This window comes from Dorea formicigenerans (assembly GCF_025150245.1).
GTDB classification, from domain to species: domain Bacteria; phylum Bacillota; class Clostridia; order Lachnospirales; family Lachnospiraceae; genus Dorea; species Dorea formicigenerans.
In genome coordinates, this window is sequence record NZ_CP102279.1 from 2590337 (window position 1) to 2617167 (window position 26831).

33 protein-coding genes and 2 pseudogenes are annotated in these 26831 nt (G+C 36.8%); 12 read left to right on the forward strand and 23 right to left on the reverse strand.

Annotated features, from left to right (window positions below):
* Positions 1-72: 72 nt before the first annotated feature.
* The 4 genes from NQ560_RS12515 to NQ560_RS12530 form a co-directional block, all read right to left on the reverse strand.
* Positions 73-1128 (reverse strand): helix-turn-helix domain-containing protein, encoded by a 1056-nt coding sequence (locus NQ560_RS12515; RefSeq protein WP_005333592.1) that lies wholly within the window; start codon positions 1126-1128, stop codon positions 73-75.
* A gap of 162 nt (positions 1129-1290) precedes the next feature.
* Positions 1291-1878: a helix-turn-helix transcriptional regulator gene (locus tag NQ560_RS12520; RefSeq protein ID WP_040015510.1), complete on the reverse strand. Its 588-nt coding sequence runs from the start codon at positions 1876-1878 to the stop codon at positions 1291-1293.
* 199 nt (positions 1879-2077) lie between these two features.
* Positions 2078-2452, reverse strand: a complete 375-nt coding sequence (locus NQ560_RS12525) for a TnpV protein (protein ID WP_005333590.1) — start codon at positions 2450-2452, stop codon at positions 2078-2080.
* Between the two features lie 4 nt (positions 2453-2456).
* Positions 2457-2843 (reverse strand): hypothetical protein, encoded by a 387-nt coding sequence (locus NQ560_RS12530; RefSeq protein ID WP_005333589.1) that lies wholly within the window; start codon positions 2841-2843, stop codon positions 2457-2459.
* Between NQ560_RS12530 and NQ560_RS12535 the strand changes: the two are divergent.
* Positions 2729-3130 (forward strand): annotated as a pseudogene (locus tag NQ560_RS12535) (substrate-binding domain-containing protein); the annotation flags it as partial. The gene NQ560_RS12530 and the pseudogene NQ560_RS12535 overlap by 115 nt on opposite strands.
* A 128-nt stretch (positions 3131-3258) precedes the next feature.
* Here NQ560_RS12535 and NQ560_RS12540 read toward each other — a convergent pair.
* Together NQ560_RS12540 and NQ560_RS12545 are read right to left on the reverse strand one after the other, a co-directional pair.
* Positions 3259-4128: an AraC family transcriptional regulator gene (locus NQ560_RS12540; protein ID WP_005333587.1), complete on the reverse strand. Its 870-nt coding sequence runs from the start codon at positions 4126-4128 to the stop codon at positions 3259-3261.
* Positions 4129-4136: 8 nt separating this feature from the next.
* Entirely contained in the window at positions 4137-5459 is a 1323-nt protein-coding gene (locus NQ560_RS12545) for an MATE family efflux transporter (protein WP_005333586.1), read from the reverse strand.
* Between the two features lie 117 nt (positions 5460-5576).
* Between NQ560_RS12545 and NQ560_RS12550 the strand changes: the two are divergent.
* A pseudogene (locus NQ560_RS12550) lies at positions 5577-5903 on the forward strand (transposase); the annotation flags it as partial.
* Between the two features lie 311 nt (positions 5904-6214).
* Here the strand turns inward: NQ560_RS12550 and NQ560_RS12555 are convergent.
* Positions 6215-6388 (reverse strand): hypothetical protein, encoded by a 174-nt coding sequence (locus tag NQ560_RS12555; RefSeq protein ID WP_005333583.1) that lies wholly within the window; start codon positions 6386-6388, stop codon positions 6215-6217.
* 107 nt (positions 6389-6495) lie between these two features.
* Between NQ560_RS12555 and NQ560_RS12560 the strand changes: the two genes are divergently transcribed.
* Complete coding sequence (locus NQ560_RS12560) at positions 6496-6654, forward strand: hypothetical protein (RefSeq protein ID WP_005333581.1); 159 nt, start codon at positions 6496-6498, stop codon at positions 6652-6654.
* A 466-nt stretch (positions 6655-7120) separates the two neighbouring features.
* Here the strand turns inward: NQ560_RS12560 and NQ560_RS12565 are convergent, their stop codons facing one another.
* The 10 genes from NQ560_RS12565 to NQ560_RS12610 form a co-directional block, all read right to left on the reverse strand.
* Positions 7121-7624: a DUF6933 domain-containing protein gene (locus NQ560_RS12565; RefSeq protein WP_422698333.1), complete on the reverse strand. Its 504-nt coding sequence runs from the start codon at positions 7622-7624 to the stop codon at positions 7121-7123.
* 14 nt (positions 7625-7638) lie between these two features.
* Complete coding sequence (locus tag NQ560_RS12570) at positions 7639-8619, reverse strand: ATP-binding protein (RefSeq protein WP_005333577.1); 981 nt, start codon at positions 8617-8619, stop codon at positions 7639-7641.
* A gap of 357 nt (positions 8620-8976) precedes the next feature.
* On the reverse strand, positions 8977-10203 hold the full coding sequence (locus NQ560_RS12575) for an AIPR family protein (RefSeq protein ID WP_005333574.1): 1227 nt from the start codon (positions 10201-10203) through the stop codon (positions 8977-8979).
* Positions 10204-10411: 208 nt separating this feature from the next.
* Positions 10412-11014 (reverse strand): TIR domain-containing protein, encoded by a 603-nt coding sequence (locus tag NQ560_RS12580; RefSeq protein WP_005333573.1) that lies wholly within the window; start codon positions 11012-11014, stop codon positions 10412-10414.
* Between the two features lie 16 nt (positions 11015-11030).
* Positions 11031-11888, reverse strand: coding sequence for a type II restriction endonuclease (locus NQ560_RS12585; RefSeq protein WP_005333570.1), 858 nt, complete (start codon positions 11886-11888; stop codon positions 11031-11033).
* A 3-nt stretch (positions 11889-11891) separates the two neighbouring features.
* Positions 11892-12737, reverse strand: a complete 846-nt coding sequence (locus NQ560_RS12590; RefSeq protein ID WP_005333569.1) for a restriction endonuclease — start codon at positions 12735-12737, stop codon at positions 11892-11894.
* Positions 12721-13533, reverse strand: a complete 813-nt coding sequence (locus NQ560_RS12595) for a DNA-methyltransferase (protein WP_005333568.1) — start codon at positions 13531-13533, stop codon at positions 12721-12723. The genes NQ560_RS12590 and NQ560_RS12595 overlap by 17 nt, the downstream gene beginning before the upstream one ends.
* 76 nt (positions 13534-13609) lie before the next feature.
* Positions 13610-14116, reverse strand: coding sequence for a hypothetical protein (locus NQ560_RS12600; protein WP_005333567.1), 507 nt, complete (start codon positions 14114-14116; stop codon positions 13610-13612).
* A gap of 8 nt (positions 14117-14124) precedes the next feature.
* On the reverse strand, positions 14125-14958 hold the full coding sequence (locus NQ560_RS12605) for a DNA adenine methylase (protein WP_005333566.1): 834 nt from the start codon (positions 14956-14958) through the stop codon (positions 14125-14127).
* 105 nt (positions 14959-15063) lie between these two features.
* Complete coding sequence (locus NQ560_RS12610; protein WP_081445670.1) at positions 15064-15786, reverse strand: TRM11 family SAM-dependent methyltransferase; 723 nt, start codon at positions 15784-15786, stop codon at positions 15064-15066.
* A gap of 147 nt (positions 15787-15933) precedes the next feature.
* On the opposite strand from NQ560_RS12610, the gene NQ560_RS12615 reads away from it, so the two are divergent.
* Positions 15934-16176, forward strand: coding sequence for a helix-turn-helix domain-containing protein (locus NQ560_RS12615; protein WP_005333564.1), 243 nt, complete (start codon positions 15934-15936; stop codon positions 16174-16176).
* A complete protein-coding gene (locus NQ560_RS12620; protein ID WP_005333563.1) occupies positions 16173-16832 on the forward strand; it encodes a MutH/Sau3AI family endonuclease in 660 nt (219 codons plus the stop codon). Before NQ560_RS12615 ends, NQ560_RS12620 begins: the two co-directional genes overlap by 4 nt.
* A gap of 24 nt (positions 16833-16856) precedes the next feature.
* Here NQ560_RS12620 and NQ560_RS12625 read toward each other — a convergent pair whose 3' ends face one another.
* The 6 genes from NQ560_RS12625 to NQ560_RS12650 all read right to left on the reverse strand — a co-directional run bounded on the left by NQ560_RS12625 (position 16857) and on the right by NQ560_RS12650 (position 20471).
* Positions 16857-17546 (reverse strand): hypothetical protein, encoded by a 690-nt coding sequence (locus NQ560_RS12625; RefSeq protein ID WP_005333562.1) that lies wholly within the window; start codon positions 17544-17546, stop codon positions 16857-16859.
* Between the two features lie 114 nt (positions 17547-17660).
* Positions 17661-18131: a plasmid recombination protein gene (locus tag NQ560_RS12630; protein ID WP_005333561.1), complete on the reverse strand. Its 471-nt coding sequence runs from the start codon at positions 18129-18131 to the stop codon at positions 17661-17663.
* A 285-nt stretch (positions 18132-18416) separates the two neighbouring features.
* Complete coding sequence (locus NQ560_RS12635; RefSeq protein ID WP_005333559.1) at positions 18417-18794, reverse strand: TnpV protein; 378 nt, start codon at positions 18792-18794, stop codon at positions 18417-18419.
* Positions 18795-18823: 29 nt separating this feature from the next.
* A complete protein-coding gene (locus NQ560_RS12640; protein ID WP_005333557.1) occupies positions 18824-19195 on the reverse strand; it encodes a plasmid mobilization protein in 372 nt (123 codons plus the stop codon).
* The gene (locus NQ560_RS12645) at positions 19179-20273 is read right to left on the reverse strand and encodes a site-specific integrase (RefSeq protein ID WP_005333556.1); all 1095 of its coding nucleotides are present in this window, start codon (positions 20271-20273) and stop codon (positions 19179-19181) included. Before NQ560_RS12645 ends, NQ560_RS12640 begins: the two co-directional genes overlap by 17 nt.
* Positions 20274-20471 (reverse strand): hypothetical protein, encoded by a 198-nt coding sequence (locus tag NQ560_RS12650; RefSeq protein ID WP_005333555.1) that lies wholly within the window; start codon positions 20469-20471, stop codon positions 20274-20276.
* Positions 20472-20690: 219 nt separating this feature from the next.
* Here NQ560_RS12650 and NQ560_RS12655 point away from each other — a divergent pair, with 219 nt between their 5' ends.
* The 7 genes from NQ560_RS12655 (at position 20691) to NQ560_RS12685 (ending at position 26825) form a co-directional block, all read left to right on the forward strand.
* Complete coding sequence (locus tag NQ560_RS12655) at positions 20691-21332, forward strand: helix-turn-helix domain-containing protein (RefSeq protein ID WP_005333554.1); 642 nt, start codon at positions 20691-20693, stop codon at positions 21330-21332.
* Between the two features lie 33 nt (positions 21333-21365).
* Positions 21366-22253 carry a DUF6414 family protein gene (locus NQ560_RS12660; RefSeq protein ID WP_005333553.1) on the forward strand — a complete coding sequence of 296 codons (888 nt, stop codon included), beginning with the start codon at positions 21366-21368 and terminating at the stop codon, positions 22251-22253.
* A gap of 15 nt (positions 22254-22268) precedes the next feature.
* Positions 22269-22955, forward strand: coding sequence for a hypothetical protein (locus tag NQ560_RS12665; RefSeq protein WP_005333552.1), 687 nt, complete (start codon positions 22269-22271; stop codon positions 22953-22955).
* Between the two features lie 324 nt (positions 22956-23279).
* On the forward strand, positions 23280-24455 hold the full coding sequence (locus tag NQ560_RS12670; protein WP_023921589.1) for a MarR family transcriptional regulator: 1176 nt from the start codon (positions 23280-23282) through the stop codon (positions 24453-24455).
* A gap of 2 nt (positions 24456-24457) precedes the next feature.
* A complete protein-coding gene (locus tag NQ560_RS12675; RefSeq protein WP_005333547.1) occupies positions 24458-24988 on the forward strand; it encodes a hypothetical protein in 531 nt (176 codons plus the stop codon).
* Between the two features lie 132 nt (positions 24989-25120).
* Positions 25121-25969 carry a MerR family transcriptional regulator gene (locus NQ560_RS12680; protein ID WP_005333545.1) on the forward strand — a complete coding sequence of 283 codons (849 nt, stop codon included), beginning with the start codon at positions 25121-25123 and terminating at the stop codon, positions 25967-25969.
* Between the two features lie 328 nt (positions 25970-26297).
* Positions 26298-26825, forward strand: a complete 528-nt coding sequence (locus NQ560_RS12685; RefSeq protein ID WP_005333543.1) for a DUF5697 family protein — start codon at positions 26298-26300, stop codon at positions 26823-26825.
* The last annotated feature ends 6 nt before the right edge of the window (positions 26826-26831 follow it).

Genomic DNA, 26831 nt, shown 5'->3' on the forward strand with positions numbered 1-26831 from the left:
ACAAAAAGCTGTAAAATTCAACGTAGATTTTTACAGCTTTAATTTTGTCATTCTATATATTTTTATCGCAATCTATTTCAAATATTGAGAAAAAATCGCCTCCAATTCTTTATTTCCTTTCAAAAATTCATACTCTTCTTTATTTTCAATTTCTGTAGCTAATGCACGAACAAAATTATTTCCAACACCTGAAAAAGACTTTCCCTGCACTGTATCCACATATCTGTAATATAAAGGTGATTCCACCATCTTCCATGGCTTCTGTGACTCCATCAGCACTTCTTTTATCAACTGAATACATTTTTCTACATCCTTTCGATACACGGCAATCAATAGATATGGTACTACTTTACCGTAATCCCACAGACCAAATAACGACACCATATGTTCTGTGATTTCGGCAATCTCCTCTGCTTTACAATGATTTCCGGTTTCTTCTTCCATTTCTATCAACTTATACAGATAGTTTTGTATATTCGTAACTGTCTGCATCAGTTTTCCCTCTAAAAAGAACGCTGCAATATCTGTCCCTTCCTGGTGTGCTAGCACCTTCGTTTTCATAATTGTGGCATCTATCACAGTATCTGGAATTTTATCCAAAAAGATATTTGCTTCTTTATATTTTTCCATTTGTATATATTTCGCTGCAAGCATAAAAATACTGGAAATCCTTACCTTTTCATTCGGACTTTCAGCAGTTCGTTCCAGCCATTCAACAATCACATTATTGCATTCCAACTTTTTCTCATCATCGACATCGGATAAAGTTAACGCTGCATTTAAAACAGTAGCAATTGAATAAATCAACGAATCACAATGAGGATATTCCTTTATTTTATTTTTTCCCATCTCAAAAGCTTTTATAAAGCTATCCAATGAAACTTCCGAAAGCTCATTCACAAATTGTCCAATCTCTTTTTCTGTCAATTCTTCACGAAATGAAAATAGTTCATTCATATCAATTTTTAATAATCGAGCAATTGCCGGAAGTAATGATATATCTGGATATGTGTTTCCTTTTTCCCATTTATTTACCGCAGGAGTAGAAACGTCCAAATAATCCGCCACCTGTTCTTGTGTTAATCCCGCAGTTTTCCGATAGTTTTTTATCTTCTCACCAATTTGCATTGTTCCTACCTCCTGTTTATATTCTCATTATAGTATTTCTAATATGTGTTTACAATTGAGCCTTCGTTTAATTATGGCTTCGATTTCTTAACTACCGGTTAAAATCTGCGAGAAAAATGCTCTATTTTATAATTCTACAAATCAAAATATCCTTAAATTTAATTAATTCAAGAATACGTGCATCAGTACTCCAATTAAGAAGCAAATCATCGCTGTAACACCCGCACTGATAATAACCTTTAATATATTTTGATAAGGACGTTTTCCCACTTCAACTGCCTTATGAAGTTCATCCAATTTTTTTCCCTCCGTAAATGCAACAATTTCCTTATAGGTTTGTATATCATTTTTCTTTTTTAGTTTTTCAACCTTTAACGCCCAGTACATTGTAATAATAAATAAAATCCCAAACGGAATATACGCATACCTTCCGAGCCACATAAACAAAGGTACTGCCGATATAATCAACACGGCCAAATGAACTGTATAGATGGAACCATAATAATTAAACTTTTTAATTTCTTGCTCGCTAATAATTTCTTTCATTTTCTCTATATCTCCTTTAATTAATTGATCGAGAGATACATTAAACAATGAACTAAGAAGTAACAAGCTATGAATGTCAGGATAACTCTTTTCGTTTTCCCAATTAGAAATTGTCTGTCTTGTTACATATACCTTTTCTGCCAATTCCTCCTGTGATAGATGAAGCTCTGTTCGGTATTTTTTTATCTGTATACTCAGCTCCATATAATTTCCTCCCTTCGCAAGTAATTTGTTCTCTTGATCTGAGCCAAGAATAATCATTTTTTCATTATCTGTCTATCAAAGATATTTTACTTAACGGAAAACACAATGTCAAAAGAGTTTTACACTACAACACTCATGCCTTTTCAGCAATTTTTATTTTCATCTTTGTAAAGAACAGCCTTTCGATCACCCTTTCTACTCACATATATACCCTCTCTTTCAACACAATTTCTTCTGCACAGGCTTTGATGCTATTCATTAAACCAACCCATTTCATCTGATCCTGCATTTTCATTTGTTCCGTCACACCCTGTTTTTCCGCCATCTGCTTCAGCATAATTTTCACCTGTTCTCTGGCTTCCTGAGCAACTCGATTCAAGTGTGTCGTCAGCTCCCCCGTCATCAATAAATACTGATATCGTGCCGGTCTATGCACTTTCAGAAACTGTTTTCGCAACATTCCGTATTTACCATATGTCGGTTCTTCCTCATTCACTACCAGATCCGGCAGATAATAATCTCCATGCATTGTGTAGCTCAATCTATTACTTTCTTCATAAATATGCTTTTTCATCGTCTCATCTCTCCATTCCTCTGTTCTTTGTTTTATTTTTCTTACGTTGCTGGTTCTCCATCTCACTTTTTCTGGCACCCCAAGCCAATCTTTCGTGAATACTTCCTTTGGGCATTTGCTCCACTTGCCGTTTTTCTTCTAATGCTTTCTGCTCCTGTATATCTTTCTGTACCGCATCCTCTACAACATTTTCTCCAAGAACACGCACTCCCCGGTCACATCTGTCGGAAACGCCCTGCAATTGTTGCTTTTCCTCAGATAACTGCTCTTTTTCTTCTCCGTGCCATGCACCAACATGGACTGAAGACTTCTCCTGCCACCACCGGCTGCTCTTATTATCTGTCAGAATGTATGGAGAAACATTTACCTCGTTTTCTGGAAAATGGAACAACAGCTATCATCTGCAGCCAGGATACCCTTGTGAATGCAGCTCTTATCCAATGCCAACAGCTCGGATATCAGGTTCCTGATGATGTCAGCATTATCGGATTTGATGATCTGCCAATCGCTGCTTATACATCACCTCCACTGGCTACAATCAGACAAGATCGTATTGAACTGAGAAAAAGTGGATTCTTTGCGTTATCCAGTCTTCTTAATGGCGTTTCAATCAGTACATTTTTATTGCATACACAGCTGATTGAAAGGAAATCTACAGGAAATGTTCCTGTAGCATAAAATTGCCTGATTATTTATTGATTGAGCAGACTGATAACAGCTCTATACAACAAAAGGTTAGGAAACTCCCTTTCAGGTGTTCCCTAACCTTTTGTTTGTAACATCGTTTATGTTTCTTTCACACTCCGCTAAATCCATGTACTCGGCTCATTTTTTCTATATTTTAACGGAGACACTCCGTATGTTTTTTTGAAGCTTCTGATAAAATAACTTACATTCTGATAGCCACTGAGCATTGCAACCTCTGTAACTGGAATGTCCGAATTTTGTAACAACTGTTTTGCATGCTCCAACCGCAAATATGTAACATATTTTGAAAGCGTAATATGAAAATGTTCTTTAAAATATTGCGATACATATTTTTCAGAAAGATGGAACTGTTCCCCAAGTTCCTTTAATGATATCTCCCCTGTAAAACTCTGCTGTATGTATGAAATCATCTCTTTTTCTACAGTATTTCTTCCACTTTTATCATTTTCGATTATAAATCCATTCTCCCACATGTGAAGAATAAATTGTAAAAGAATTATTTTTGTCTTTATCTGAACAGCTATTTCCAACTTCTTTTCATCATTTTTTGCCATATATATTTCGGCCAACTGCTCACACAACTCTTTTGCTGCATCCTTGATCCTTGGTCTTATCATCAAATGACCATTTTTTAATGGAGTAAGCAATTTATCATCTAACATGTCATCTGTGCAAAAAGAGATATATTCAAGTGGAAAAAGGAAAGTAAAATAATCCACTTCTCCAGCCTGTGAACCCATGAAATGCAGATTGCCCGGCGACACTACAAAAGCATCCCCGGGGGTTCCAATATAATTTTCTCCTGATATACTTACAGTCAAAAACCCACTTTTTACATATATAATTTCCAGTTCATCATGCCAATGTACCGGTATCTGAAATGATCGTCCCTCATTTTTTATATGATATGTACTAAACGGATCATCCTTTGTACCATGCGGTTTATTTTCCTTTAATTCAAAGTACATAATCTCTCCTATACTTCTATAAGACCTTTACTTTTCCATTTTCCACTCTTCCATCTAAGTACCATTCCCACAGCTCTCGCACATTCGTCACCTGCCATAGCAATATATGATCCTACAGCCAGAAATCCCATATGTATTCCGAGAAAATAAGTTCCGCCAACTGCAAACAAATACATAAATATTGCACCTAGTATAGCCGGGAAAAGTGCGTCTCCACTCGTTTTTAATGCCTGACCATATACAAGGTTTGTTACCCTTCCAACTTCAAGAAAGACATCTACTATTAACAACTTTACCACAAGATTTATCATCTGTGTATCATCAGTAAATATATGCACGATAAAATGTCCTGCCAATGCAAATGTCACGGAAAAACAGGTCGCTGTGATGATACCGTATATCGCAGCTTTTCTCGTTCCCCTGTTACATTCCTCAAACTCTTTTGCTCCAATTCTCCAACCGGTCATAATTGCATTTGCCTGAGCAAGGGCAGCTCCCACACAATATGAGAAATTTGCAATCTGTACAGCATATGAGCGTGCTGTAACATTCATTCCATCCACATCCATCTGATTCATAAAACGCACAATAAAGGTCATTGCGATGTTGTAAAGTGCTGTTTCAAGCGCAGAAGGAAAACCAATCTTAACAATCTGCGCAAATATCTTTCTTGATGCAATTCGCTCAGGACTCTGTTTTGCTTTTATAAGCACAGCCCCCATACCTGCTACAATAATAAGATTTACAACTCTTGAAATAACCGTGGCAACAGCAACTCCCATTACACCCCAGTTGAATACAAATAAGAATACTGAATTAAGTATTATATTGAGAACATTTCCAACAACAGTTCCTATCAAAGAATGTTTTGTATATCCAAACACTCTCAAATAACTGGAGAAAATAGGAATCAGTGCATTTAAAAAACATGCGCCGCCAACAATTCTAAGATATATTTCAGCCGGCTCAAGCAAAGCCGGAGCAATACTTACGATTCGAAGTATCCCACCAGAAAAAGTAGCAAGAATGACAGACATTACGATACCTATCAATGCGTTGAATATAAGTCCAAGTTGTCTTGCCTGATACGCTATCCCCGGTCTTCCGGCTCCGATATTTTGTGACATAACAGCTATCATACCCGACGATATTACGCCGAACATGATAATAAAAACACCTATATATGTATTTGCTGTTCCCACTGCTCCTACAGCCTGGTCGCTTACAGATGATAGCATAAGCGTATCGACCATACCTGAAAGCATATAAAAAAAAGTTTCTAAGCATATTGGCACAGATAACTGTGTTAATGTTTTTCTTTCAGCTGCCATAGTTTTCTCCTCACATACAATTCAAGAATACTATATCAATAATACGATATATTTCTATGTAATTCTTGTATAATATCCTGTGAAAATTGCACTATTTCTACTTTATCTTAAAAAGTACTAGATTGTGTTACTGAAAAATGGACCGCAAAATACCCGAATTCTATGAAACACTGGTATGATAACTGGGATGCAATAACGCCGATTTTCAAGTTTTCACCGGATGTCGGAAAGGTTATTTACACGACCAATGCAATTGAAAGTCTGAATTCTACCTACCGTAAGCTCAACCGTCAGAGAAGCGTATTTCCAAGTGATACAGCACTCCTGAAAGCCCTGTATCTGGCAACTTTTGAAGCCACAAAAAAATGGACTATGAGCATTAGAAACTGGGGACGGGTCTACGGTGAACTCAGCATTATGTATGGGGGACGACTCCAAGAATAACAAAAGCTATATGCATGATGAGAAGGACGTTTTTGACGTCTGCTCTTGACATGTCCGAAATCATGTCGTATATATATAGCAAAAGCTGGAAGCTCTAATTTAGCGCTTCCAGCTCAATCATTATCATAGAAGATTATTATTTACAGACTTTTCTTCATAGTCTCAGCTCCGCCGACTCACGCCTTCACAGGTACGCACAGTTGAAGCTATTATAGACGAATGTAACAATCTATTTAATCAAAAATAACTCTTCTCTCACGTCAAAAAAGGAATGAAAGCTACCAAAACAGTAACTTCCATTCCTTTTTCAATTATCTCACACCAAAATCAGCTCCTCTCTCCGACTTATCTTTTCCCTGTTTTTCTTGAATAATCTTCTTATTGATTTCAAGCCGTTCATGAATGGATAATTTCTTATCTTTTCCATCTACCGTCTGCTTCTGCTGTGCCGTTTTTCTATCTGTCTTTCCTGCCTCCTTAACCACTGCATGGCATCAAGATCGGAGAGATTGACGGAGAACTCTGCCTCCGACTTGACCGGGAACACAGAGAATATCAGCATCTGTTTGAACCTTTTCATGCATGGCAGCAAATGGCTGCAAAACTGGAATCCGGAGAAATCAGCCAGGAAGAATACGATAACTGGCGATATAATTATCCGGAAATGGACACCTCAGAGATTCGGGCAAAGGTTCCGTCTCAGGAACTCTCTGACGAACTCATCAAGGCACTGAAAAAAGAGAATCAATAAAGAAATGCAAAAAAACCTTACTGACTGCTCTTTCCAATTTTGGAAACATCTCATCAGTAAGATTTTTATGTTATAGAAATATAATTTTATTCAAGGAATATTGCAAAAAGTGTTGCCAATCCGTTGCTACAAATTAACGTAATTTGCTTGGAATACGCATAAACATTGGGTTTATTTTTACAAAACCCTACTCAAACTCGCAAAGTCTGGTTTGATTTTGATTATTTCAGTGCAGTTATCTATACCGTTTTGTATTGATAACTCATACTTTTTCCACACGTTATTCTTCGTTTCACATATTTTTAGTACCAATCCAGTACCATTGCTATATTGTCATTATTGTGTGTAGTTCCGGTGGCTTGCAGGTTTGTTTACTATTCACAGAATAAATTTCTGTCGGTTTGCAAGTCCACCTATGGAAACTATAATCTCCAGCCAATATTTCTACAAGAAAACAATCGTGGTACTAATCGTTAGTACCACGATTGTTTTCTATGTACTGAGCAAAATCAATTACCTTTGCTGGCTTTCTCTTAGCAGCAATCCCTAATCGTTCCATGTCTAATTTAAAAAGTTCACTCGGATATCCATACGCATCAAATCCCTCTGGCTGGCAAATATCTCTGTTCAGATACTCACTAAGTTCCCATTGACACTTTGCTTCTTTCTCCAGCTTCTTACCAAAATACTGTGCATCCATTACCATTCTGTTAATGCCACCAACCGATTTCCTACCATGAGTTTTTGTTACAGTTGTATCGCCTGACATTTTAAAATACTGCCCTATCTGTTCCTCGGAATATCCCATTTCCTGCATCACGCCATGAATCACACTGCGGATATACATTGTATAGTAATTCCAGTTTCTTGGTTCAATATCTGTCATTGCTATTGTATAACGATTACTGGCATTCACAATAAACAAGACATTTCTTCCTTTTATTTTCGTCAAATGTGTGTCCCAGCATATTTACTGTCATTCACTTACTTAATTTTCCATTTACCACCATTATCTGGACCTTTTCGTTCTATGATACCTTTATCCTTTAATTCTGATATATATCTAGCAATTGTTCTATCTTTGACATCTAAGGCTATTCTTAATTCATCAATAGAAATATTCGGATTTTCGGAAATCATTTTTAGGATCTCACATGCTTTAGTAAGCTTCTTCTTAGAATACTCTGGCATTAACTGCTTCATTTTTTCTTCCGAAATTTCTATGACATTTTCTATGACATTTTCATTCACCTGTGTTGCATAATTAGTGCCATAATTCAGATTATACAAAGTCAATGTAAAATCATCATTATCTGCATCAAAGACTGGCATCTTGGTCTCATCAAATTCTACTTGTCCCTCATAATCTGCCAATATCTTCTTAAATCCACTACCTCTACGATCCATATATTTTAAACGGCTGAATATATCAGCTAATATCGGATTTCTTCGCTTTGACGGAATTTTCAATAGATTTTTCCCCTCAAGAGATATTCCACTTACCATTCCACCGGGTGAATATATTTCAATTCTATCATCGAACATATCTATATGGACTTCACTACCTATCTCCAGATAATTTCTATGAATCAATGCATTTACTACACCTTCAAGCACTGCTCTATCCGGATAATCAGGCATTTCAATTCTGCCGTCACCAACCTTACGCCATGCTTTCTTGGAATTATTTCTCACAAAATCAGTTCCTGCCTGCAACAATGTGACAAGACTGCCAGTATATTCCTTATCATCAAGTGCATCCACTATTCCTGATGCTTTAGTAAGTCCATTCCATCTTGTACAAAACAATCTGGAATGACGTACCGGTGATTCATCTGCCAAAAGTGCTCCAGCATTCGTTAGATTTCCTTTTTCATCAATCAGCCCAAAAGATTCATAATCTGTATCTTCAAATGTATTCCCCGTTCTCTGTTTATATACTGATTTTAATTTTGTAAATGACATATTGGACAAGACACATTTATTAATATGATTAATAGTGTCCCCCCCAAAAATATGTTTTGTACAGCAGCAACCAATGATACCCCAAAATTAAAATTTTGTACCCAAATCGTACCCATCGCCATCTAAAAAATCCCTACAATGCCCATAAATACAGGCTTTGTAGGGATTTACCTTTTTATTCAAACTCTTCTTTGTAAAGTTGTTATGTGGTGTTTTTCGTTGATTTTTAAGGCAGGAATCAAGGAGTTTTATATGGTTTCTACATATTGCGTAGATTTTCTAGGGATTGTATTGTCATTTTGTTGTCAGTATTTCACTCCCGCTCCTACTTCACAAAGGGACATTATCATAGCCTACCTATTTTTCATTTGTTATCCTATAGATTAGTATCATATTATATAATGAATCCCATAATAATGTTGACTTTCCAAGTTTATCAGGACTATTCCCAAATTGTGCCGAACTTTCCAAAACCGATGTGACAATCTGCTCCTTTTTCTCATCCCATACATTAAACGGAGAAATAGTCCAATCATACCGCCCATCCTTTTCGCACACTAACGCTCTGAATGCTCCAACAACTGGATACATAATTCCTTTTGGTACGGTATAATCCATCTCAACATTCGAAAACATAGATATTTTTTTCACATTATCTTTACCATAATTTGAATACGGCTTGCTTCCATACCTTCTATTAAGTTCCTTAGATACTTTAGCAAAATTAACCTCTATATCATCCCAAAGTTTAAAAATATCTGGAATAATTTTCGTCAATTTCTCAATTACTGCTTTTCTATACTCAGGGTCTTCTTCTTTAACTCCTGGAGGAGACATTTTTAAAAATTTATTCAAACTTGCTGCCTTACCTGTATATGACTGAATAGGATGAGTAGGCGTCATCGGATCATACAATATAGGGTTAAACATATTAATTATAGATATAATTTCTCTAACATCTATAATATTATTAACATCCTTATTTCCCCAGAATTCGTTTTGTCTAAACGAAATTCTATCAAAATATTTTTCACCCTGAATCCTTTGATTTTCAATAATTTTTTTGATGGGGTCAAAAGTACCTCTTAATTCCTCTATAGATTTATCATCAACTGCCACAGAATTATTTCTTGCTTCGGCTAGTTCTTCTATACTGTCAAAACTAGTAATTACCTCTACTTGCACATATTTTTCATATATTGGATTTATCTCTTCCTGATATTTTAATATTTGACGATATGTATGTCCACCATCTACAATACCATGCATATTGGGATTAAGAAACTTAATTGTAGCCATCTTTTCTTTGTTATCAAAAGTTACCTCTTCTGCCGAGAGTAAAATTCCTCTATTTAACACATGAAAATTCTTTTTACTACTACGTAATGATTTTGCAATATCTCTAGCAACATCTGTGGTAAGTTTCTGTTCTCTTGGATTAACCGACAACCACTCCAACCATTCAGAAGGAATATCTGCAACATTAACAAAGAACTGATACTTTGCAGCCATAGCTTTTGAATCATATGGATTGTCAAACTTTTTAAAAGATTTTACTGGAATTGTAATTGTGAGTTCTTTCATAACTCATACCTCCTTAAAATAAAAAATTCGCTCCTGCTGAAAGGTAGCGAAATAGAAGGCACATATGTATCATTTCAATGTGTCACTATCTATATCTTAATTCAGCAGATAATAGAATGTTACAAAGCGTAAAAGCTACACTTTGAACAGACATCTTCAATATATCTCTTTTATCAGTTTCTGTCAAGATATGCAAATAAATTTTATGTTAATTCGGCACAAGCTCTGGTAAAATAAATAAATCATACATCATATCTAATTTATACAATTCCATTAAAAACGAAAGCGGATACTCTGCATCAAATTCTTCCACTGCACTATAAAACCGAACATTTCTCCCCCTAACTGTAATCTCGTATGTTGGAAGACTCTGTTGCAATTCACTCTTCATTAACTCTACATCAATATCCTTATTTATCTTTTTTGCGAACATGACAGCTACTTCATAAGGTGTTTTATTGGTCAAGTATCCCTGCGTTTCCGGAATACCACACAACTTTGTATCATCTAAAAAAACAGGCAACAAATACTCCGTTTCACTATTAAACATTCTTTCATTAATGAATTTAAACTCATGCTTAGTCCAACATTTCTTAACATAGTGCTGCGATATAAAAACAATTGCATATCTCGCTTTATTAGAATATATATCTGCGAGAAAAGTATATAAATCTTTTCCCCATAATACATCTTGCTCATACGAGTCATAAAAGACCTTAATTCCAAGTGCGGTCAATATATCCGCACATTCTTCCACATATTCCCTATCTTCACCAGCAAAAGAAAGTACTACATCATAATAATATTTCATATGTCCATCCCTTCTATCACAAAAATAATTCTAACATTATCCCATTCTCCATATCATCAATACTATAAATCGTATCCAAGACCTCAAATGTTTCCCTCAAATTACCTCTCGCACTTTTCCAACCTATTCCATCCGTAAACCAGACGAATGTAAATCCATCTATAGTATCTGCCTCCTGCGAAAGCATTTTATAACTTCTTGCAGTTTCATTAAGTTTTGAACCACCGCCACCATAGAAGTTTGTTTCAATACCATAAATCATCTTATCCGTCTTGATTACAAAATCAAATCGCTTTGCAGCTTTGCCCTGATTTGAAAGTGCGGATAAATCAATATTCCATTTAGCTTCAATGTCCTTCAAATACATTTCTTTGAAGTAATTCACATTCTTCTTGAATCCTGCTGCCACAATATACTTTTCAACAAAATCTTCCATTTGATGCCCACCACGATTTTTACGTCCATTAGAATCCAATCCTGTTTCAATTCCCAATGCATAATCAACTAAGTTATTCACAAGATGATTTGCAATCATATCAAATAAGCCTGTTTTACGCATAAAAACCTTATATTGCTCTACATCATAATTCATAGTTTTAAAATTATATAAAAATGCACCATCTTCATCCTGTGCATAAATTTCATTGCCACGAACTGCAAGCAATAACGGAACACATTTTAATGTTTCCGGATACTTTTTTACTATCGCTTCAAATTCTTCTTCAATGTTCTTGGAACCAATAAGTGAATTTAATATATTCAATTCCACCTTGATTTCTTCAACATTCTTAACAACCTTCTCAAAATCTATGTAATAATCGTAACTAGAGATACTAGCACGAAACTTACTAAGCCATTCATCAAAATCTCTCATCTATCAATGCTCCTTTATAGTAATATCTATTTTATCCTCAGAAAATTTCCAAATTGCCTTACATGGATTGTACGAACCATCCTCAGCAATTAATCCAGATTCCTTATACAAATCTGTTACACCTGCAAGATATCCTCTATTCTTTGCTACCGTTAATTCTTTAGGTGACAGTCCATTAAATATCACCTTAACTTTATGTGCGTCTTCAGGTAACAGATTTGTAATGGCTTTTGGTAATCTTAATATTCTTGCTCGAATGTCATTAGCCGAAATCTGCTTATCTACGACCAGCTTAACCCCTTCATTTGTTTCATCTATTGTTCCATCTTCTTTTACCAAATCATCTGTTTCATCCTTTAATGCATCCATTGCATTTTTACTGAATACGGGTGTAAATACAAAACCAATCTCGTTATCAATGCAGCTTTCAACAAGTGATTTTCCATCGATAAGAATTATCGGACGTGATGGGTCTGCATCTACAAATTCTTCTGTCTTTTTTGAATAGTTTGCAGTTGTAATAAATATCCCCTTACTACCCGAAGGCATCACGCCTCTAAGTGCCCTGACTTTTTCAATAGGTATTGTCGTTCCAGGTTTATTTCTCTTTGCCTGAACGAAATAATCAACAGCATCTGCCCCAGCAAAGCCACCAACACCATATCTTACAGCCGCCACGTCAATTCCGCCATCCGAAGAACGCTGTGTGACAACAACCTCATCAAGACCAATCTTTTCAAGATACACTTTTAAAAATTCCTCAAATGCATATCCACTTTCAAAATATCTATAAAACTGTTCCAAAAACTCACTTATCTTCTCATCAGATATTTCAATATTCTTTCGCATCTCCGTAAACCTTCTCCAATCTCCTCTTGGATATCTCCAAGTATTCTTCACTTACATCTATTCCGATAAATTTTCGTCCAAATCGTACCGCCTCTACTCCTGTAGTTCCTGAGCCACAAAAAGGATCCAAGATAACTTGTCCTTCCTCCGTCGATGCCAGTACAATTTTTTCAAGCAAATATTTCGGTTTCTGCGTAGGGTGCTTACCTTCTGTTTTCTCCGAAGGTTTCGTCAATGCTCCTGTCCACACATCCTTCATCTGCTTTCCACCGTTCATTTCTTTCATTTTCTGATAATCAAAAAAATGCCGAGACTTCTTATCATTCTTCTTTGCCCATAAAATTGTTTCCGTAGAATGTGTGAAGCATCGACATGCTAAGTTTGGCGGTGGATTTGTTTTCTGCCATGTTATGTTATTGATTATCTTGAATCCTTCTTGCTCCAATGCCATACCAATCGAATATATATTGTGTAGTGTTCCTGATATCCATATTGTGCCATTCGGCTTTAGTACTTTCTTACATAACTTAATCCACTTTCTGTTAAACTTGTGTTTTTCTTCGACGCTGGTTCCACTTTCCGAAAGTTTATCCCATGAGCCTTTATTTACTGAAACCATCTTTCCACCCTGACAGGTAATGCCGTCATTACTCAAAAAATAAGGCGGATCTGCAAATATCATATCAACAGATTCCGGTTCCATTTTTGTTAGAATCTTAAACGAATCACCCACAATTAACTGTGATTCTTCCGTCTCGAAATATAATGGCACTTTCTTTGTGAATAAGTTTTCCATTATCCCGACTCCTTTAATATATCTACTATTTCAATAAAACTTTTTCATACGAATAAGTCTATATTAATTTTGTTTATTACTTTTTCTCACCCCAATTTATTGAACACAAAAAATCTAACAATTTTCCATACTCTGCATTTGAAAAGTCCTCTTTGAAATTAATTTCAATGCTATATTGGGAGCTATTATCATATAATCTCCATATCCAACCATTAGTATAAATCACTTTATCATAAACATCCAAGTAACCTTTATTTTGTGGAGTGGAACATAGCCTATCCGGATTCTTTACATCAACATCTTTGTATTTCACTTCAACGCATCCAAGAATATCATCTGAATCTTGAAAACCGTCGAAGGAATATCCTTTTCTTGTAATAACAAAATCTGGTACTGCAATAGCATCACTAGGTGCTGTTGCCTTATTTATTGTTCTCTTCAACGTTGAAGTATCTACAATAGAATATTTTTCATCATCTAATGTAAGTTCAAATATCTGATACACAATATGGCTGTAGGCATTTTCTAAACAGCTTTTTTCTATTACTTCATTTAATTTTCTAACATACAAATTAAAATTCATTACTATCCTCAATAATTACATATAATCACTTCTTCACCAACCCTGTTGGATGCATCCGAATTAATCATACGCTTAACACTTACAACATCTATTTTGTAGCCTTTGTTCCCATATAGCTCATTTATCAACTCTGTATTATGGTTTGTGAGCATGCAATAGCAATCTCTGGCTGTTAATTCATCATAAAGCTTCGCCAATCGTCTATGGCTTTCTATATCAAATCCCTCTTTGGTATATGATTCAAAAGATGTTGGATTCAATGGTGCATACGGACTGTCGATAAATATAAAGTCACCTTTTTTTGCATCCTTACATGCTACTTCAAAATCACCATCTATAATGGTTACGCCTTGCAAATACTTTGAAGTCTCCATAATAACCTCTTCATCAACAGAAGCTCTGCGACTATTGTTATACGGAACATTAAATAATCCTTTACCATTTACCCGGTACAAACCATTAAAACAATGCTTATTGATAAATACAAACAACGCAGCCAACTCCACATCATATTCTGCTTTCATCAGCTTATCATTGTAATGCTCCCGCAGAGAATAATAGTATTTCTTGCCATCTTCCCACATTTCTTTATCAAGCTTATTTACAGCCCTTAAAAATGCTTCCGGTGCATTACATATCTGCTTATACGCATTTATTAACGCCTTGTTGATATCATTTATCAGAGCATTTGTAGGCAGCAATTCAAATGCAACTGCACCGCCACCTACAAATGGCTCATAATAATCCTTATACTGTTTAGGCATTCTTTCCTTTATCTGTGGAATCAACTGACGCTTACCACCAGCCCATTTCACAAATGGAGCAACACTTGAATTACTCATTTTGATTCCTCTTCTCTATGTCCATAACGGGCAATCTTTTACATATCCATTATACTTACAAACATACAAAATAACAACCAAAACTTTCACTCTTTGTGAATTATCTTACTTCTGAAAAATAAATATGTACTCGTGTGCCAAAAGTAAAAAATTATTATTTTGTGTCTCCCAATAATCAGTAGAACGACAATTGTGCTGTTCTTTAATAATAATCTCTTTATTCACAAATCCTGCCTGTAAAAAGCATTCCATCATACGAAATCCTAAAGGAATTACGTTTCCATATTTTCTTACATCCCCAATCATAACTGCACACATTTTACCTTTTTTCAGAACCCGAAATGATTCCTCTGCTACCTTTTTCATTTCAGATAAAAATTCATCTACAACAAGCAATGAGATATCCCCTTCTATCCCTTTACTGTATTTAATGATATTTGCATATGGTGGATGCATACAAATAAAGTCAATTCGACTATCTTTAATAAAATACAAATCTGTGGCATTCCCATTTCGTGTAAATATTTTTGAATTGGATTCATATTGGAATTGTAAATTTGTTTCAGATATTGAAACAGATTGCGGATTGATGTCAACACCTACCGCATGACGATTGAGTAGCTTTGCCTCAACTAAGGTTGTTCCACTACCCATAAATTGATCTAAGATCCAGTCTCCCGGCTTTGAATAACTAAGTATCAGATTTCTTGGTACATACGGAGACCAATTACCTCTATACTTTCCTGAATGCGTTGCCCAACTTCCTCTGTCCGGAAACGACCAGACTGTTGTTGGTTCAAGCCTAAAATTATTTGGTTGTAAACTTATAAGCCATACCTCCTTCTTTTATTTTGATTTATCTATTGTAACTCAATTTTTCTGGAAAATCCATAGCAATTTTCTTTCACTATAAGTGAATTTGTTTGTACTGTATTTCATGCGATAATATTCACAAATAGTGAAAGAGGTACTGATATGCATTTTGAAAACGATACTGACTTATATCGCGTTATAGGTGCAAATATAAAACATTACAGAGAACAAGCAAAATTAACACAAGTGCAACTTGCAGAGCGGGCAAAGATCAGCATCAGCTATCTATCAAAAATCGAGGCCGCCGGCTGTGATAAGAGTCTTTCTATATCTGTATTGAACCAGATTGCAAATGTACTTAGTGTTGATATTAATGAATTTTTTAAGGAGGTATCCGAATCATGAAACTTATCGAAGCACAGACAAGAATAGAAAAACTTGCCTATATTCCCTTCAAAGAGTATCTGTCCCCTGACCAAGTTCAAGATGCCATGATGAAAATCAATAAAGGGAAGACCGGACAACTTTTGGAATTGACCATAGGATTAAATCTTTCCAATACTACTCTTGATTTTGAAGACGGAGAATTAAAAACCAACAAGTGCGACCGAACCGGCAAGCCATTAGAAACAATGTTTATCACACAAACCGCCTCTATTATCGACGAGTTATTATCCAAACGCAGATTTCAAGACACTAAGTTATATAAAAAATTCCAGCGTTTATTATATGTTCCTATCAGTAAGGATGGAAATCCTGCAGACTGGATGTACTTAGCTCCAATTCAGGTTGACCTATCTCTACCGAAATATCATGTTCTTGCTCAGCAACTTGAAGCAGACTATTACTACATCTGTGACCAGTTAAATCAACAATTATCTGAATCTGTCAGATCGACTTTACATACTGCAAGTGGCGAATTCATCCAAATTCGTACAAAAGATTCAAAACCATATCATCCTATATATTCCAGTATTTATGGTCGTGAAATATCTGATAAAAACAGAGCATTTTATTTCAAAAAAGAATTTATGAAATATATTACATCTATTGAAGATTAATAGGGGCGGAGCCTTAGCTCCACCCTACCTTCCTCTCCCAACATCCTTTACCCTCTCCCCAATCCATTCAAAAAACTTCTCCAGCAGATTCATCCCACCAATCACAAACTGCTTCATAAACGCATACGCCTTTTCCAGCTTATCCTTCAGGCTTCGGTTCTCCTCCCGGAGCATCTGATTCTGATATCTCAACTCTATCACCTGCTCCCTCAGATAATCATCGCCATCTACGGTTTTCAGAAGTTCCTTCTTAAGCCTTTCTGCCTCCTCCGGTTTAATCTGTGCCTGCTCCGTCTGCCACTTTGCGGTGTCCATTATCATCATCCACTTGTCAGCCTCTTTTTGAGCTGCCTCAATTTCCTTTTGTTTATCAGCGAGCTGATCCAGATTATCATAATATTCCAGCCGTAATTCAGAATTCTTTAAGCGTAAATCCGTTGTTTCCAACTGCAATTTCCGAGTTTCAGCCTTGGTATCATCCAGCATCTTTTGAGCTTCGGATTGTTCTTTTCGAATACTGACATGCTTATCCTCTATTTCCTTGTCCAGAGATTCAATCCTTTCCTCTTTTAATTCAAGAACAACTTGTGCACCCTCCAGTTCATCCTCAAGAGCAGCCACTTCCTTCACCCGCTCCTGCTTCTTATAATCCAGTACGGATAAATACTGATTATGCGTGTTTTTCTTCTTCCAGTCAATCCCGTACCGACGCATGATAAGAGCAATATCATCTTTTTCAGCCTCTGCCCACTGCTTCCATTCGGTGTTCCCTTTACCCTCGCTTGCAAATCCTCTGGTAGCAAGTGCTGCCTTAAGGCTCGTCTTTGTTTACAGTCCTCTCTTACAGCCGGATACCCACGGAACGAAATTCAGATGCAAATGCGGTGTTTCCTCATCCAGATGAATATAAGCACCTATCACATATAACTGCGGATTACGATGCTGGAACATTTTTACATAATCCTTCAACACCCACGTTGCAACCTCAGCAGCTGAACTACCCACTCCGGTGTCATCCTTATTGCCAATCTGAACAATCACCTCATAAAATAATTTTTCCTGCTTACTCCGGGATATCTTTTCATAATAACTATTAATCTGCCTGTCCTTGCGTTTCTGCTTTGCATTGTATTCGTCCAACGCCTTGTCAAACAGTTTATGATAGACCTGCTTAATATCCTCGTGGATAAGTGTAACACTATTCTTGGTGCGACTGGCATCCACATTGTCGGCGATAAAGCTTCTTGTGTTGTGTCCGATGGAACCCTTCCCATTCATAAAACTGATTGTTCTTTCCATTGTAAAAATCCTCCTCTTTCGTCATGTATGTAAGCATTTCTTTCGTATCCGTAACGAGTGCCGGATACGGCACGGGATAGTAAATTTCTTTGGGAAGGTTTTGTTACTTTTGTCAAAAGTAACGCAAAAGCACTTTTAACAGCTTCGCCATCAAAAATGCAGACCCGCAAGCGGGTTTTTCGCTCCTCGCCGGAGTGGCTGTACGGCTCTGCGAGCCGGATAAAGCTCCCCTGTGGAAGCTTATGAGCCGCAGATATGCGGCATATCTTTTACCATACACAGCTCTTAATGAAAACTGTTCACCACCTCATGCAGCACTACCTCCTCTGCTATCATTCTTGCATGTGTTCGTAACCGATACATTTCCACAAAAGAATTTGCCTGTTTCGGCTTATGTTCGCTCATCCATTCCTTTTCAATATCCTCCAGCAACTCATAGGCAACATCATTTACTTCTGCTGCCTTATCATGTAATTCGCTAAACCGCACCAGACTTTTGTATCGCTGTGGATACTCCGTCCTTATGTAATCAATCCACATGTGACCATATTTCCCAACATCTGTGTTTTTCTCCTCACCACATAATGCAATCAACGGATAAAAGATGCCGTCCTTTTCTATGTATTTCACACCTAATTTTTCAAATAATGTTTCTTCGCTCATAGCCACCACTTCCTTTCTAAAATATTTTTCTATTCTTCATTCGGTACGGTAAGTTCCTTCATACCTGCTAATGTTCTCGGTTGCTCCTTGAATCCTTCCAGTATTTCCAGCATGGAGCGGATGGGAGTTAGCAACTCCCCATCCATATCCGATGCCTTTTCAATTCTTTCAAGCTCACGCTCTATCTGTTGCAGATTCTTCCGAAATTGCACCAGCATCAACGGATTGCCCGTTGCAACCACCTTCTGATGAAGAACACTCTGGATAATATAATCCTGCTTGGTGCGAAATCCGCTGAGTTTCACCCGGTTATTTAGTTCTTCATTCTCCTCCGGTGACATGCGAAATGCGATTGTCACATTACGCCATCTGTTTTTATCATCTCTATTCTTTTCTGACATTGACCAACGCCTCCCTTTCTGTTTCCAGTTGTGCTGCCATATCCGTCTGCACCATTGGAAATAAATGTGCATAATGATAAGTGATATCTACCGCCTCATGTCCGACTCTTTCCCCTATTGCCAATGCTGAAAATCCTAAATTGAGTAACAGGGAAATATGCGAATGTCGTAATCCATGGATTCGGATTCTTTTCACTCCTGCAAGCTTTGCTCCCCTATCCATTTCGTGATGCAGATAGCTTTTTGAAATGGTAAAAATTCTGTCATCCATCTTGATTCCGTATATGCTTTTTATAAAATCCTCCATCTCTATAGTAAGGAAATCCGGCATGACAATGGTTCTGTTACTCTTTGGTGTTTTCGGGTCTGTAATTACATCTTTACCTTCCAGCCTCTGATATGACTTGTTTATCCGAAGCGTTTTCTTTTCAAAATTGAAATCTGCCGGTGTCAGAGCAAGCAGTTCACCTTCACGAAGGCCTGTCCAATAAAGCATTTCAAATGCATAATACGAAATAGGCTTATCTGCAACACACTCCAAAAATGCCTGAAATTCCTCCTGTGTCCAGAACTCCATTTCCTTATTTTCTTCTTTACCCATGGTTCCTGCTTTTCGTGCCACATTATCTTTCAGACCATACATATTTACCGCATGATTTAATATGGCACTAAGCTGATTATGAATGGTTTTCAGATAGGTAGGGGAGAACAACTCCCCATTATCCTTTTTCAGCTTCATAATCTCATTTTGCCACTGGATGACATCCGAGGTTCGTATATCATCCAGTTTTCTTTTTCCGAAATAAGGCAGAATCTTTGTCTCAATAATGTGCTTCTTTGTCAGGAACGTATTGCGTTTTATTCTCGGCTCCAAATCCGTCAAATAAATATCCACAAAGCTTTGAAAGCTCATACTGATACTCTGATTCTCTTTCAGCTTGAAGTTCCGCTCCCATTCAAGGGCTTCGCTTTTCTTCGCAAAGCCCCTCTTGGTTTTCTGTTTCCTTGCTCCAGTCAAATCCTTATAATAGGTTCTCACCTCCCACATTCCAGTCTTATTATTCTTGATAACCGCCATCTATCCCACCTCCTTATCCGTAGATAGCCCGTAGATTCGTTTCATAAAATACTGTGTACTTACACGCCCTTTTATTGTCACGAATCCATCAGCCTCAAGTTCTGCATTCAGCCGCCGTATCAGCTTATATGCATAGGATAGTGATACGTCTAGCATTTCCATGACATCCTGCGCTGTTAAAAATCGTTTGTTCTCCATAAGCAAATGCCTCCTCTCTTTCGTTTTATAATTCAGTTCATTTCTGAACTGTTTTGATGTGTTTTATATTAACAGTTCACTTTTGTACTGTCAATACTATTTATCAAAAAACATTTCATTTTTGCACTGTTGATGATATAATATACACAGATGCATGTTTTGTACCTCGTGTCTTCGTGCATGCTACAACACTCATTCCACAAATAAGGAGCAGTTAAAATGGGCGAGAAATTTACCAGCCGGGTAGGCTATTTGATTCGAAATTTCAGAATTGCATCTGATATGACGCAAAAGGAATTAGCAGATAAATGTGGATTAAATGAATCTACTATTAGAAACTATGAACTCGGAAACAGATATCCGGATGAAGCAACTTTATTAAATATTGCAAACAATCTGGGGGTCAGCTTTTATGCATTATCTGACCCTGATGTAGCAAATATTTTCAGTGCACTTCATGTGCTGTTTGACATTGAATGGGCATACGGACTACGACCTACTATGAAAGATGGAGAAATATGCTTCAAATTTGAAGAGCGGCTTCCAAGTGCTGGTCCCCGTCCACAGGAAGACCTTAATAACTTCCGAAAGATGGTTGAGTATTGGGCACGTTTACGAGACAAGCTAGAAGATGAAGAAATATCAGAAACGGAATATTATCTCAAAGAGGTAAAGTACCCAATGAACCCAACAGACCCCAATAAAGAGTATACTGTTTCGTTGAATCTTGATGATGACGACCAGCTACTTGTTCAAAATATGGATGAATATGACGATGTAGAAGAAACTGCTGAATTGTTAAAAGACTTGTTTCCGGATTTCTCTTATGTGAAGAGGAAAAGGAAACCGAAGAAAGAGTAGTTCAACCATAATCATAGGAAAGGATTTATTATTATGAGAAGATTTATATATTTAGATACTGATACACTTAATTCATATATTGCACAAATATATGATGGCTTAGTGCAAACACAAGAAACAGAGACTCAATCTAGTCAAGCAACTGATAAGCAATCTGAATATACATCTGACTTAGGAGCAGATGCAGATTTAAAAGTATTTGGAAAAGGCATTGAAGGCAAAATGGATTTTACATATCGCCATTTAAAAGAGACCTCTAACACTGAACTTATTAGCGATGTACAGACTAAGCTTTTACATGACAACGCATTCGAGCAACTCATGAATTATTTAAACAAAAACGAACATTTATCAAATCACAATATTGGTGACTTCATAGAAATCAATGACGAATTTTATATTATGGATTTAGACTATTATAAAAAGATTTTTAACGACAAAAAATTTTTGGATTTTATGAAGAAAAACGACCGCGACAAAATACAAGCCTTGCTTAAAATACAACAAGATATTGAATTAGAGCAGGAAGGCGCTAATTCTAATGAAATCAAGAAAATTTATACTAATCTTGCCAAAAGCAAATGTGCAGAATCTGATAAAGGCTATGATGATACAAAGGACATAATTGAAATGCTTTGCACACTTGTTCCATATCGAAGAACCTTATGTATTGCAGACAATATGGTTGTACTAAATGACAAATATATGCGCGATAGCATTGATATGACATCTTTTAAATTCGGCGGTAAAATCAAAGTTCTTGGATATATCACTAACAAAATAACAACAGATACTAATGACAGTACAAATATTTCTCCATTAGCTCAAGTTGGCATCGGGTTGAACCAAATCATGCTTTCATTCTTTGGTCAACAATCATCCTTAAATATTGTACATCCTATTGCAATATACTACGAATAAAAATGAGATATTCATATGAGATTTTGTGACTTATTTATCAGCTATAAAATTGGATTAAAAAGTATTAAAAGCACTATTCCTTTTACAAAACTTTCCCTTTACCGAAAGATTTTTGTAATCATCCTTTTTGCAAGTGCTATTATTAGTGGTATCTTATTAATTTTTAAGCAAACTTGGGCTTCATATATCCCGATGGCATTAGGTATTATATCACTTATAATTTTCTTTATAATTGATTCCATGAAAAGGAATCTTAAAGTAATGCTTCAGCAACACTATGCCCCTTATTCCGAAAAACGAATGAATATGACCATTAATGTATTAAAAGACTACGGAATAGAAATTCAAAATTTTGACTCACTTGATATGTTAATTGAGGAAGCAAAACAGGCACAAATCCAATGTGACTACATAGCCCCTTTAAAGAAACCATTTAAGACATTAGGTGCAATAATTATTCCTATTGTTGCATTTGTAGCACAAAAGATTGGAAATGCTGCTTCACAAGACGAAATGATTACCATGGCATTACAAGTTATAGTTCTTGTGTTATTAACTTTTTCACTAATTTTCTCATTAACACCAATTATTAAAGATATTCTTTATAGAGATTATAATAAATACGATGATTTTATTTATGATTTGAGACAAATAAAACTTTTCTATGCAAAAAAAAATGCTACATATTCAAATCCGATATGAGCACATACTAATTTCCAAAATTATTGTCATTTGATTGTCACGCAACCAAAAACGAGCCAAGAAACGCCTTAAATTCAGCATTTCTTGGCTCATGTACATTATTCAAACTCCAGACAGACAGTACGGAGTATTAACGCATATAGACGATTTTAAAGGCTTTTTAACCAGTTAAGAGCAACATAGCCACATAATCTAAATTTTAAAAATGCAATAAAAATGCAATGAGTGACACGACTACTTGCTATACTTCCATCGGCTTCTTCTTGATACCAACACTATGAAAAGTCCGATTACAATTAAATATACTTTGAAAGGAAGATCACCATGAATTACAAATTAGAACTCAAACAAATCGTGGAATTTCCACGCTGTCGCATTTACCGTGACTTCATACAAACTTTAATCACTACCAAGAGCATCCGAACTACCGGGGGCTCTTTTCTTTTTTATTATCTGGTATTATGCTCCTATGCAAATTACCGCACATCCTACCGCCGGATGGAACACATTACCTATACCATTGGTCCAGGAGAGTGGATCTGCACAGTCACAGATCTTCAGGAATGGTTTCGCTGCCGTTTCCAACATCAAGCGTTGTCCATCCTTCGATTTTTTGAAGAGCAGAATTACATTACCTACTCTCTTCTCGGCAAAAACCGCCTGGTCAAATTCAAAATATCAGACTGGCCCAAAGACAATACCGTATTGGAATACAACTATCCCTGTAAAAAAGATACAGGGTTTTTCTTTTTCCCGATTGCCAAAGTTCACGAACTAATTGGCATTGGAAAATGCTCGGAAATGGATGTTATTCTGGATCTGTGGATTCATGCAGTTTACAACGATTCCTCTGTCCTGGGATCTGATTCCGGTCCCATTGTCTATTACCGGGATAATACCGGAAATCCCCTTACCAGCTTTAATGAACTGGGTGAAAGGTGGAGTCTGTCAAAGGCATCGGTATCACGACTCTTGAAGAAACTGGAGGAAAAAGAATACATTACACTTATCTCATTTACAGGAAAACACGGAAGCGTAATTTATCTCAACAATTACCTGTCCGTGATGTTTAATATCAGCGACGTTATGATTGACAAGGAGGAGATCGCTATGAAGATGCAATTACCAATCCATGTACCTGAAGAAATCACTATTGAGGATTCTGCTTCTGTTAGCGTTTCAGAAACTGTCACAGACTCACAAATCACCGTTACAAAAAATGATTCCTGCGTTCCAGATTCACACATGAAATTTATCGTGCAAAAAGTCGCAGAACTATTGGATTCACAAGGGATTCCATGTTGCCACTGCTCCAAAACCCGCTATATATTATCTCCATTATCAGCCTGCAAAGATATATTTAATACATTTACTCTAAATATTATCTGTCCCTACGGAAATGCCGCTTATCGGTTTGAGTTGTCCGTAAGTCCAGGGGATGAGTCTGCCCAAAAGATGCCTGCCGTGGCAGAGCCTTCTGCACTGAAAGGGGGGGAATAGACATGGCAAACCGCAATACACAGGGATTTCCTTCACCCGAAGAAGATCCACGTTTTCACGACACCTATCAGTTTTTACGCAGATACCGGGATGCAACCTACAGCCTGAAGGTAGTCGTACACCAGATGGAGCACCAGTTTAAGCTCCAATACGACAATGACATCGACAAATTTCTGGACTCCATCTATGCTGCCGGGGCTGATCTTACCGGAAGCGACATCGAACAACGGGCAAAAAGTATTGCCAGAAGCAACCAGATGCTGAAGCTTTTGGAATCATCCATCGATCTCCTCCGGAACAATCACAAGCATGGGGAACAGTATTACTGGATTCTCTACTACGCTTTTCTCTCTCCACAGGAAATGAAAAATACAGATGAGATATTGGATAAGCTGGCTCACCACATCACCAATATTTCCTACCGCACCTATTACCGGAAACGCAGGGCTGCGATTGAAGCACTCAGTACCATCCTTTGGGGATTTACTGCAAAAGAGACATTGGATACGCTCAACAAGTTCTTTCCAGAGTAATACATATCGCCTATCTCCTCGGCTTTTCGTAATATCATAAAAATGTTATACTAAAAAATGCAAAATATATATTGACTCTCACGGAACGTCATAGCGTACAGTTATCTTATCAGGAACAGGAGGTCAGCAACTATGAGGACAGTCAAAGAAATATCAGAACTTACAGGTATCAGCGTTCGCACGCTTCACTATTACGATGAAATCGGGCTTTTAAAACCAACACAAAAAAGTGATGCGGGATACCGGCTTTATGACGATAGGGCATTGGAAATATTACAGCAGATTCTGTTTTTCCGTGAGTTTGACATTCCTTTGAAAGAAATCAAAGCTGTTCTGGAGAATCCTGCTCTTGAAAGGAACCAGATCTTGCAAATGCAGAGAAAAATGTTGGTAGCAAAGAAAGAACGTATGGAACATCTGATTGCCAGCATTGATGATATCCTGAAAGGAGAGAATAAAATGGATTTTGCGATTTTTAGTAAAACGGAAGTTGAAGAAATGTTCCAAACTATGTTTGAACATATGCCTGACAATATGAAAGAACTTGCTGTAAAAGAGTTTGGAAGCATTGAAGAATGGAAAAAGCATTATATTAAGACAGTTTCATCAGAAGAAATGCAGAAAGGCTATGCTAAAGTTGTTGAGTGGTATGGAGGAAAAGAGCAATTCCTGTCTGTTGCCAACAATCCTATTAGCAAAGAGGCTGCAGAAAGTTACAACCAACAATTTGACAATCTTTTATACAAATTAGCAGCTAAAAAAGTATGTTCACCAGATTCTTCTGAAGTAAGAGAACTTGTTTCCGAATACGGTTTTCTTATGAAACAACTTTCACAGATAAAGAAAGAACACGGTCTGATGGTTGCACAGGCTCAATATTACCGTAATGAAAAAATCAAACCTATGATAGATGAAAAATACGGCAATGGTACAGCCGAATTCTTCGCACAAGCTTTCGAAGCATTTTATAAAGACAAGTAATCATTAGAACTACACAAAAGCACAACAATACACCATGCAGGGAATCAAAATGGTTTCCTGCTTTTTTTATGCCAACCAGTGAAAATGGCACAGAAATGACCTGCTTCTGCGATTGAAGCGTAAAATTACCCATGCTACAATAGGTATTGCTTATAGTTTTCCTTATTTCCAGCACCCATAGATGGTGCTTTTTTTGTACCTGTAAATTCAATCGCTGACAGCAGGTTCTATGTACTTTGTACGTACACTATACTTACAATACCAAACGTATCCTGTACGTACAGCCATATGTATAAAGTTTCCTATTATATATAGAAGGGAGTCAATCATGAAAACAAGGAACGAAATCTATCAAGGAGAGGGAGCCAAGCTCTTACGGTTCATTACCACTTACCATACTCTGAGGTATGACCAGGTTTTACAACTTTTCTCCCGACATGAGCAGTCTATCAAGTCATTGATTACCAGCCTCATCAAACAAGGGCGCATCATTTACGATAAAGAGCATGACCTTCTTTGTGACAGCCAGCAGTCTGCTGAGAATCCTGACTATGCTATAATTACATGCTTCTGGGTACTGCTGGATTTTAAGAAAGGTGTTGTATACCACACCAGTGGCGAATTTCCAATCAAGCTCAATTTCTTTTCGCAAGATGAACAATACGAAATCATCTATATCGGTGAAGAACAGGAGGCTCTGATCAATCATGTGATGGAAAGTATCCCATCACATGGTTCCAAACGCCTGATTGTCTTAGAATCCGAAAGCCAGGCTGCCAAAATCACCATTGATGATGTAGCCGCTTACTGCCTTGTAAATGAATCCGGTGCTGTCAGTTACTACATGAGAAAGTAGGTTATT

Excerpts from the sequence above, each read along its gene's own strand:
- NQ560_RS12540 (WP_005333587.1), bottom strand. The coding sequence starts at position 4,128 with ATGTACTTTGAATTAAAGGAAAATAAACCGCATGGTACAAAGGATGAT.
- NQ560_RS12570 (WP_005333577.1), bottom strand. The coding sequence starts at position 8,619 with ATGTCATTTACAAAATTAAAATCAGTATATAAACAGAGAACGGGGAAT.
- NQ560_RS12640 (WP_005333557.1), bottom strand. The coding sequence starts at position 19,195 with ATGTCAGAAAAGAATAGAGATGATAAAAACAGATGGCGTAATGTGACA.
- NQ560_RS12680 (WP_005333545.1), top strand. The coding sequence starts at position 25,121 with ATGAGGACAGTCAAAGAAATATCAGAACTTACAGGTATCAGCGTTCGC.
- NQ560_RS12620 (WP_005333563.1), top strand. The coding sequence starts at position 16,173 with ATGAAACTTATCGAAGCACAGACAAGAATAGAAAAACTTGCCTATATT.
- NQ560_RS12575 (WP_005333574.1), bottom strand. The coding sequence starts at position 10,203 with ATGAAAGAACTCACAATTACAATTCCAGTAAAATCTTTTAAAAAGTTT.
- NQ560_RS12685 (WP_005333543.1), top strand. The coding sequence starts at position 26,298 with ATGAAAACAAGGAACGAAATCTATCAAGGAGAGGGAGCCAAGCTCTTA.
- NQ560_RS12630 (WP_005333561.1), bottom strand. The coding sequence starts at position 18,131 with ATGGAAAGAACAATCAGTTTTATGAATGGGAAGGGTTCCATCGGACAC.
- NQ560_RS12645 (WP_005333556.1), bottom strand. The coding sequence starts at position 20,273 with ATGGCGGTTATCAAGAATAATAAGACTGGAATGTGGGAGGTGAGAACC.
- NQ560_RS12515 (WP_005333592.1), bottom strand. The coding sequence starts at position 1,128 with ATGCAAATTGGTGAGAAGATAAAAAACTATCGGAAAACTGCGGGATTA.
- NQ560_RS12585 (WP_005333570.1), bottom strand. The coding sequence starts at position 11,888 with ATGAGAGATTTTGATGAATGGCTTAGTAAGTTTCGTGCTAGTATCTCT.
- NQ560_RS12635 (WP_005333559.1), bottom strand. The coding sequence starts at position 18,794 with ATGAGCGAAGAAACATTATTTGAAAAATTAGGTGTGAAATACATAGAA.
- NQ560_RS12670 (WP_023921589.1), top strand. The coding sequence starts at position 23,280 with ATGAATTACAAATTAGAACTCAAACAAATCGTGGAATTTCCACGCTGT.
- NQ560_RS12580 (WP_005333573.1), bottom strand. The coding sequence starts at position 11,014 with ATGAAATATTATTATGATGTAGTACTTTCTTTTGCTGGTGAAGATAGG.
- NQ560_RS12605 (WP_005333566.1), bottom strand. The coding sequence starts at position 14,958 with ATGAGTAATTCAAGTGTTGCTCCATTTGTGAAATGGGCTGGTGGTAAG.
- NQ560_RS12665 (WP_005333552.1), top strand. The coding sequence starts at position 22,269 with ATGAGATTTTGTGACTTATTTATCAGCTATAAAATTGGATTAAAAAGT.
- NQ560_RS12590 (WP_005333569.1), bottom strand. The coding sequence starts at position 12,737 with ATGCGAAAGAATATTGAAATATCTGATGAGAAGATAAGTGAGTTTTTG.
- NQ560_RS12675 (WP_005333547.1), top strand. The coding sequence starts at position 24,458 with ATGGCAAACCGCAATACACAGGGATTTCCTTCACCCGAAGAAGATCCA.
- NQ560_RS12520 (WP_040015510.1), bottom strand. The coding sequence starts at position 1,878 with ATGGAGCTGAGTATACAGATAAAAAAATACCGAACAGAGCTTCATCTA.
- NQ560_RS12600 (WP_005333567.1), bottom strand. The coding sequence starts at position 14,116 with ATGAATTTTAATTTGTATGTTAGAAAATTAAATGAAGTAATAGAAAAA.
- NQ560_RS12560 (WP_005333581.1), top strand. The coding sequence starts at position 6,496 with ATGGCTGCAAAACTGGAATCCGGAGAAATCAGCCAGGAAGAATACGAT.
- NQ560_RS12655 (WP_005333554.1), top strand. The coding sequence starts at position 20,691 with ATGGGCGAGAAATTTACCAGCCGGGTAGGCTATTTGATTCGAAATTTC.
- NQ560_RS12525 (WP_005333590.1), bottom strand. The coding sequence starts at position 2,452 with ATGAAAAAGCATATTTATGAAGAAAGTAATAGATTGAGCTACACAATG.
- NQ560_RS12545 (WP_005333586.1), bottom strand. The coding sequence starts at position 5,459 with ATGGCAGCTGAAAGAAAAACATTAACACAGTTATCTGTGCCAATATGC.
- NQ560_RS12595 (WP_005333568.1), bottom strand. The coding sequence starts at position 13,533 with ATGGAAAACTTATTCACAAAGAAAGTGCCATTATATTTCGAGACGGAA.
- NQ560_RS12615 (WP_005333564.1), top strand. The coding sequence starts at position 15,934 with ATGCATTTTGAAAACGATACTGACTTATATCGCGTTATAGGTGCAAAT.
- NQ560_RS12625 (WP_005333562.1), bottom strand. The coding sequence starts at position 17,546 with ATGCGTCGGTACGGGATTGACTGGAAGAAGAAAAACACGCATAATCAG.
- NQ560_RS12660 (WP_005333553.1), top strand. The coding sequence starts at position 21,366 with ATGAGAAGATTTATATATTTAGATACTGATACACTTAATTCATATATT.
- NQ560_RS12650 (WP_005333555.1), bottom strand. The coding sequence starts at position 20,471 with ATGGAGAACAAACGATTTTTAACAGCGCAGGATGTCATGGAAATGCTA.